6 protein-coding genes are annotated in these 7,639 nt (G+C 71.2%); 4 read left to right on the plus strand and 2 right to left on the minus strand.

What is annotated here, in order from left to right; genetic code table 11:
- Positions 1-2: 2 nt before the first annotated feature.
- The gene (locus LIV37_RS51840; RefSeq protein WP_020871214.1) at positions 3-2,807 is read left to right on the plus strand and encodes a helix-turn-helix transcriptional regulator; all 2,805 of its coding nucleotides are present in this window, start codon (positions 3-5) and stop codon (positions 2,805-2,807) included.
- A 6-nt stretch (positions 2,808-2,813) separates the two neighbouring features.
- On the opposite strand, the gene LIV37_RS31930 is transcribed toward LIV37_RS51840, so the two are convergent.
- A complete protein-coding gene (locus LIV37_RS31930; RefSeq protein ID WP_020871215.1) occupies positions 2,814-3,461 on the minus strand; it encodes a response regulator transcription factor in 648 nt (215 codons plus the stop codon).
- Positions 3,454-4,698, minus strand: coding sequence for a sensor histidine kinase (locus LIV37_RS31935; RefSeq protein ID WP_020871216.1), 1,245 nt, complete (start codon positions 4,696-4,698; stop codon positions 3,454-3,456). Before LIV37_RS31935 ends, LIV37_RS31930 begins: the two co-directional genes overlap by 8 nt.
- A 167-nt stretch (positions 4,699-4,865) precedes the next feature.
- Between LIV37_RS31935 and LIV37_RS31940 the strand changes: the two genes are divergently transcribed.
- From LIV37_RS31940 to LIV37_RS31950, 3 genes are all read left to right on the plus strand, one after another.
- Positions 4,866-5,432 (plus strand): hypothetical protein, encoded by a 567-nt coding sequence (locus LIV37_RS31940; RefSeq protein WP_020871217.1) that lies wholly within the window; start codon positions 4,866-4,868, stop codon positions 5,430-5,432.
- Between the two features lie 78 nt (positions 5,433-5,510).
- Positions 5,511-6,011: a PH domain-containing protein gene (locus LIV37_RS31945; RefSeq protein ID WP_020871218.1), complete on the plus strand. Its 501-nt coding sequence runs from the start codon at positions 5,511-5,513 to the stop codon at positions 6,009-6,011.
- On the plus strand, positions 6,008-7,555 hold the full coding sequence (locus LIV37_RS31950; protein ID WP_020871219.1) for a PH domain-containing protein: 1,548 nt from the start codon (positions 6,008-6,010) through the stop codon (positions 7,553-7,555). Before LIV37_RS31945 ends, LIV37_RS31950 begins: the two co-directional genes overlap by 4 nt.
- The last annotated feature ends 84 nt before the right edge of the window (positions 7,556-7,639 follow it).

A 7,639-nucleotide genomic window follows, 5' to 3' on the forward strand; every position in this document is an offset into this window, starting at 1 on the left:
CTTTGCCTGCGAACCTCTTCGAATGGGAGAACCACCTCTCCGCGCTGCGTGAGATGCTGCGCGGCGCGACGCAGGGCCGGGGCCGGCTGGCTCTTGTCAGCGGTGCGGTGGCCAGTGGCAAGACCACACTGCTGAACACTTTTGCCGAACAGGCCATCGAAAGTGGTGCGTTGCTCCTGGAAGCGACCGGTTCGCGGGCCGAGCGGGACCTTCCCTTCGGAATTGTCCGAAAGATTTTCGATAACGGTGCGATGCCCGCCGATGTGCGATCCGAAGTGATCGCGCTACTTGACGGAAACACACTGGAATCCACCGACGCGGGGCGCATGCACGTCATGTCCCAGATTTCCTCGGCGCTGCTGCGAATGGTCGACGATCGCACACTTGTCGTCCTTGTCGACGATGTGCACTGCGGCGACGACCAGTCCCTGCAATTCCTGCTCCACCTGGCCCGCCGGGTGCGGCAGGCGAAGGTTCTCATCGTCCTCACCGAATCCCCCCGGCTTCGCCAGGAACAGTTCACCTTCCACGCCGAGCTGCTCCGCCAGCCCAACTGTGTGCGCATGCGGCTGCACATGCTCACCGAGTCGGGCGTCGCCGAGGCGCTGTCCGGCACCCTGTCCGCCACCGTCGCCGCCCGCCTCGCCCCCGAATGCCACCGCGTCTCCGGCGGCAACCCACTGCTGCTGCGCGCCCTGCTGGAGGACTGGCGGACCGTCGGCGAGCACGGCGAGGCCCAGCAGCGCCCGGTGCCCGGCGAGGCGTTCGCCCACGCCGTCCTCGGCTGTCTGCACCGCGGCGAGCCCGAGGTGCTGCGGATCGCCCGCGGGGTCGCCGTCCTCGGCGACGCCCGCTCCCCACGGCTGCTCGGCCAGCTCCTCGACCTCAGCGCCAGCACGGTCCAGCAGGGCGCCCAGGATCTGCACCAGTGCGCCATCCTCGAGCACAACGCCTTCCGCGACGAGGTGGCCCGTACCGCGGTGCTCGACGCGACCCCCGCCACCGCCCGCGGCGCACTGCACACCCGCGCCGCCCGGCTGCTGCACGCCGACGGCGCCTCCGCGCTCGACGTGGCCCGCCAACTGGTCTCCGCCCGGCAGGACGCCGAGCGCTGGGCCGTCCCCGTGCTGCGCGAGGCCGCCGAATTCGCCCTGGTCGAGGAGGAGTTGGAGTTCGCGCTCCGCTGCCTCGAATGCGCCCACCACGCCTGCGCGCCCGGCCCCGAGCGTACCGCGCTCAAGGCCCGGCTGGTCAGCATCGCCTGGCGGATCGGCCCGGCCGCCGCCGAGAGCCATCTGCCGGAGCTCACCGAGGGCGCCGAGCGGGGCCGGCTCGCCCCGCGCGACGTCGCCCCGATCACCTCCTACCTCGCCTGGTCGGGACGGCTGGACGCGGCGACCGGCGCCGTCTCCGCGCTGGCCCGCTCGGCCGCCACCGGCGACGACCCCGCGATGACCGCCGCCGTCTCCGCCTCCGCCCAGTGGCTGACCATGCTCAGCCCCCCGCTGCGCGACCGTCTCCCCACCGTCGGGACCGGCGCCACCGGCGCCACCGCCGGAGCCCCGCGCGACCTGGCCGACCTGGCCCACGCCCACGCCGCCGCCACCATGTCCGCCGTGCTCACCGAGGGCCAGGCCGACCGGGCCGTCATCGAGGCCGAGCGGGTGCTGCAGCGCTACCACCTGAGCGACAGCACCCTCCAGCCGCTGGTCGTCGCGCTGATGGCACTCGTGCTGGCCGGCCGGCTCGACCTCGCCCTGTCCTGGTGCGAGCGGCTGCAGGGCGAATGCTCCGCCCGCCGCGTGCCCACCTGGCAGGCGCTGCTGTCCGCCGTACGGGCCGAAATCGCGCTCCGCCAGGGCGATCTGCAGGTCGCCGCGCACCAGGCGCGCACCGCGATGTCGCGCATCTCGGTCCAGGGCTGGGGCCTCGGCATCGGACTGCTGCTGTCCACCCTGATCCAGGCCGAGACCGGGATGGGCCACTACGACGAGGCCATGGCGCTGCTCGAACAGCCCCTGCCCGAGGAGCTCTTCCAGACCCTCCCCGGGCTGTTCTACCTGCGCGCCAGAGGCCGCTGCCATCTGGCCACCGGCCGCTACCACGCCGCGCTCGGCGACTTCACGGCCGCCGGTGAGCTGATGGGCGCCTGGCGGACGGACATCCCCCTGCTGACCCCCTGGCGGCTGGACGCCGCCGAGACCTGGCTGGCCCTCGGCGACCCCGGGCGCGCCCGCGCGCTGGCCGAGGAGCAGCTGCGGCAGGGCCCGGAGGACGCCCGGCTGCGCGGCGCCCTGCTGGTCGTCCTGGCCCGCACCGACGAGCTCAAGCGCCGGGTGCCCCGGCTCAAGGAGGCCGTGGAGATCCTGGAGGGTGGCGAGGACCGCGTCCAGCTGGCCGTCGCGCTCGGTGAACTCGGCCGCGCCTACCGCTCGCTGGGCGACTTCAACCGGGGCCGGGTGCTCGTCCGCAAGGCCTGGCACGTGGCCAAGACCTGCGGCGCCGATCCGCTCTGCCGTGAGCTGATGCCCCGGCACGCGGACCCCGGCGAGCTCGCCGCGGCCACCGCCCAGCCGGGCCAGGGGACCGAGGCGCAGCGCGATGTGGAGGCGCTGACCGAGGCGGAGGTGCGGATCGCGGTGCTGGCCGCGCACGGCAACACCAACCGGGAGATCGCCTCCAAGCTGTTCGTCACCGTCAGCACGGTGGAGCAGCACCTGACCCGCATCTACCGCAAGCTGAACGTCAAGCGCCGCCGCGACCTCCCCGCGAAGCTCTCCGACAGCAGCCTCACGGGGACGGTGTGAGCGCCCTCAGTTCAACAAGCCAAGCTCCAAGGCCTTCATCACCGCGGCCGTGCGGTCGGAGACACCGAGCTTCCGGTACGAGCGCAGCAGATGCGTCTTGACCGTGGCCTCGCTGACGAACAGCTCGGCGCCGATCTCGGCGTTGGTCAGCCCCCGGCCGACCAGCCGCAGCACCTCGCGCTCACGGCCGGAGAGCGGGGACGGCTCGGGGGCCCGGGTGCGGAAGAGCTTGCCCGCGAGGGACGGGGTGAGCACGGTCTCGCCACGCGCCGCGGTCTGCACCGCGTCGATCAGCTCCTGGCGTGAACTGCCCTTCAGCAGATAGCCCGCGGCGCCCGCCTCCACCGCGCGCAGGATGTCGGAGTCGTCCTCGTACGTGGTCACGATGACCACCTTGCAGCCCGGCACCTGGCGCAGGATCTGCCCGGTGGCCTCGACCCCGTCCATTCCGCCCATGCGCAGATCCAGCAGGGTGATGTCCGGCCGCAGCGCGACCGCCTGGACCACCGCCTCCTCACCGGAACCGGCCTGCCCGACCACCGTGATCCCCTCGGCGGACTCCAGCATGGCGCTCAGCCCCTCCCGCACCACGGGATGGTCGTCGGCCAGCAGGACCCTGATCGGGCTCGGCCCGCCCGGCGTACCCTCAGCCATTCACTGTCTCCCCGGCCGGCGCCGTCATCGGCACGCTCACCTCCACGGTGGTGCCCCGTCCGGGGCCGCTGGTGATGGACGCCACCCCGTCGATCTCCTCCACCCGGGCCTGCATACCGCGCAGCCCGTAGCCTTCCTGGGTGCCGTCCGGGGTGAACCCCTCGCCGTCGTCGCGGACCAGCAGCCGGACCCCGCCCTGGTCGAAGACCACGATCACATCGACCGTACGGGCCTGTTCGGCGTGCTTGCGCACATTGGCGATGGCCTCCTGCACCGTACGCAGCAGCACCACGCTCACCGCCATCGGCAGCGACCTCTCCTCGCCCATCACCGAACACCGCACCTCCAGGCCGGTCTCGGCGATCAGCCCGTCCGCCTGCCGCCGCACCGCCTGGGAGAGCGAACCGCCGCGCAGCGCCGGCGGGGTGAGGGCGGCCACGAAGCCACGGGCCTCGGCGAGCGACTCCTTGGCCACCCGCCCGGCCAGCGACAGATGGCTCACCGCCTGGTCCGGGGTCTCGCGCACCTCCGACTCGGCCGCCTGCACCAGGCTGATGATGCTGGTCAGGCCCTGCGCCAGGGTGTCGTGGATCTCCCGGGCCAGCCGCTCGCGCTCGGCCGAGATACCGGCCTCGTGGGAGAGCCGGGCCACCCGCTCCTGGCTGCGCCGCAACTCCTCGATGAGCAGCCCGCGCTCCTTGCTCTGCCGCACCACCCGCTTGATCCACATCCCCAGCAGCACCGACAGCGCGATGCTCAGCAGCGAGATGGGCAGAACGCCCAGGACGCTCAGCCCCAGGTCCTCGCCGGTGAACGCCACCACCAGCACGGGGCAGAGATTGGCCACCGTGGCCAGCACCACCGCCGAGACCATCGGCAGGCTCATGATCAGCATCGGGATGACGGCGAACAGCGCGAACGCGCCGATGAGGTTGAACGCCGTGGTGAGACAGAACAGCGTCACCAGGCCGGCCGCGAAGACCAGGTTGCGCGGGCCGTAGGTGTCCTCGATCATCAGCGTCCGGCCGACCGCCGCGTACCAGGGCACGGTCAGGGTCAGCGCGGCGATCGGGATGGAGTGGTTGACCTGCGAGCCGCCGGAGAGGAAGAGCAGGACCGCCGTAACGAGATAGGAGACGGCGAAGAAGCCGTCCCACAGGCCGAACCAGCGGGTGCCGGACTCGGGACCGTAGTACGCCCCGGTCTGCGAGCCGTCCCCCGGAGAGTGATTGCGCACGGCTCAGTACTACCACGCGTGTCCACCGTGTCCACCGGACGGTTGACAGCCAGAACCCACCGTTCAGTCGTCTCGCGGTGGCGCGCCCGCTTCTAGCGTTGAGCTAGGTGAGGCGGAGAACCGTCACACCGAACGCACATCCCCGTTTGGCTTGGAGAACGTCGCATATGCCACAGATGAGCCAGTTCCTGTCCGCACTGATCGCCAGTGGCACGATCCTGATCATCATCCTGGCGACCGACATCGGCCGCCGCCGCATCACCACGATGCGGATGGTGCGCTCGGTCATCGCCGTGGCCGTGGTCATCGCGATCTTCGTCGAGTCCTTCCCGACCAAGGGCAATGACATTTCCCTGCAGCTCGTGGGCGTCGGCACCGGAGTCATCTGCGGCCTGATCGCCGGAGTGCTGCTGCCCGCCTACAAGGACGCCACGTCCGGTGAGCTCTACACCATCGGTGGCATCGGCTACGCCCTGGTGTGGATCGTCCTCTCCGGCGGACGCATCCTCTTCGCCTACGGCGCCGAGCACTGGTTCACCATGGACCTGGTCAAGTTCTCCATCGACTACAAGATCAGCGGCCAGGACACCTACGCCAACGCCTTCGTCTTCATGTCGCTGGCCATGGTGCTGACCCGAACCGCCGTACTGCTGGCCAAGATGCGCAAGCTGAAGGACCAGCACACCGGAAGCGGTCAGCTGCCGCAGCAGACCGCCACCGGTGCGTCGGTCTGAGCCGCCTGATTTCATAGTCCACCAACCCCCGCCGGGCCCCGCCCCGGCACCCGTCAGACGCAAGAGCAGGGTGAAGCAGTGGAACGCCATGACAACCTGAGGCTCCGACCGCCTCGGCACCGGGTCGACCGCCGTGCGATCGGCTGGTGGACGCTGCAGTCCGCACTCTTCGCCCTGCCCCTGCCGCTCGTCTTCGGGATCCTGTGGGCCTCCATTCCCCCCACGCGTGAGTTCTTCATGTGGGCCACGCTGATCTCGCTGGTCCCCGGGCTGCTCTACATGGCCGTCATGCCGGCCTGGCGCTACCGGGTCCACCGCTGGGAGGCCACCGACGAGGCGGTCTACGCGGCCTCCGGCTGGCTCTGGCAGCAGTGGCGGGTCGTGCCGCTGTCCCGGGTCCAGACGGTGGACACCCTGCGCGGCCCGCTGCAGCAGATGTTCGGGCTGTCCGGCGTCACCGTGACCACCGCCTCCGCCGCGGGCGCGGTGAAGATCAAGGGCATCGACCACAAGCTCGCCGCGGACCTGGTGGAGTACCTGGCCAAGTCCACCCAGGCCGTGCCGGGAGACGCCACATGAGCTCCGAGACCACCGTGCGGTCGGCCTCCCACGCGGCCGGCCGCGACTGGGGGCGGCTCAACGGGCGGCTGCTCCTGGTCAACCTCTCCATCCTCGCCGCGCCGGTGGCCATGTTCCTGGCCAGCCTCGCGGTCACCGGAGGCGACACCAACCTCCAGGTCATCATCACCCTCGGCTCGCTGTTCGTGACCTTCCTGGTCATCAGCGGCATCGGGCTGATGCGGCTGTTCACCACCCGCTACCGGCTCACCGAGGACCGCTTCGAGCTCCACACCGGACTGCTCTTCCGCAGCGAGCGCTCGGTCCCGATCGGCCGCATCCGCGGTGTCGACGTCACCGCCAACCCGGTCCACCGGATCTTCGGTCTCACCACGCTGCGCATCGACAGCGGGGACCAGAGCGACGCCGCCGCGCGCAGGCTCGCCCTCGACGGCATCACCAAGGCCGAGGCCGTGGAGCTGCGCCGGCAGATCATCGCCCTGCGCGACGCGGGCCGGGCCCGGCCGGTGGCCGACAGCGACGGTGTGCTCAGCCGGCTGGACTGGTCCTGGCTGCGCTACGGCCCGCTGACCGTATGGGGCGTGGGCGGTGTCTTCATCGCCGCCGCCAGTACCTACCGCACCCTGAGCGAGCTCCAGGTGAACCCGCTGGACCTCGGTGTCGTCAAGGACCTCGAGGACCGATTCGGCACCATTCCGCTCTGGTACGGAATCCTGCTGGCCGCCGTCGTCATCGCCGTCCTCGGCATGATCGGCTCCACCGCCACCTACATCGAGAACTGGGCCGGTTACGAACTGCGCCGCGAGGACGGCGGAATCCTCCGCATCCGCCGCGGACTGCTGGCCACCCGGTCCGTGAGCATCGAGGAGCGCCATCTGCGCGGCCTCGAACTCGTCGAGCCCGTCCCGCTGCGCTGGGCCAAGGGCGCCAAGCTCAACGCCGTCGCCAGCGGCCTGGGCAACCAGGAGGACAACCGCAGGCGCCGCGGACTGACCCCGCCCACCCCGCGCGAAGAGGCCATGCGGGTCGCCGCCCAGGCGCTGCCGACCGGCCCCGGGCTGATCGAGCGCAAGGGGCTCCTCCCGCACCCCAAGGCGGCCCTGCGGCGCCGGATCAACCGCGCCCTCATGTGGTCGGTCCTGATCGCGGCCGTACCCGTAGGCCTGGGCCTGTGGCTGGGCCGGTGGCTCGTCATCACCGGCGTGATCACCGGTGTGGTGCTGGTGCCGGCCCTGGTGGCGTTCGCCTTCAGCGCCTACCACAGCCTCGGCCACGGGTTGCGCGACCGCTATCTGGCCGCGTGCTCCGGCGCGTTCGCCCGCCGCACCGTCGCCCTCCAGCGCGACGGGATCATCGGCTGGAAGCTCACCCGGACGCCCTTCCAGCGCCGGGCCGGGCTGATCACCCTCGGCGCCACCACCGCCGCGGGCGAGGGCGTCTACCACGTGCACGACCTGACCGAAGGCCAGGGAATCGCCCTCGCCGAGTCCGCGGTACCGGGGCTGCTGGCCCCGTTCATCGAGAGAGCCCCCGACCGCGGCTGACCACCCCGAGACCAACTGGCGATCCCCCGAGAGGTGGAGGGGCGGACCGAAAGGCCGCCCCTCCACCTCTGAACCCCTTCAGCT

It is taken from the genome of Streptomyces rapamycinicus NRRL 5491 (assembly GCF_024298965.1).
GTDB lineage: Bacteria > Actinomycetota > Actinomycetes > Streptomycetales > Streptomycetaceae > Streptomyces > Streptomyces rapamycinicus.

What these genes read in the sequence shown, in the direction of transcription:
- LIV37_RS31930 (WP_020871215.1), bottom strand. Translation starts at nt 3,461, where the DNA reads ATGGCTGAGGGTACGCCGGGCGGGCCGAGCCCGATCAGGGTCCTGCTG.
- LIV37_RS31950 (WP_020871219.1), top strand. Translation starts at nt 6,008, where the DNA reads ATGAGCTCCGAGACCACCGTGCGGTCGGCCTCCCACGCGGCCGGCCGC.
- LIV37_RS31940 (WP_020871217.1), top strand. Translation starts at nt 4,866, where the DNA reads ATGCCACAGATGAGCCAGTTCCTGTCCGCACTGATCGCCAGTGGCACG.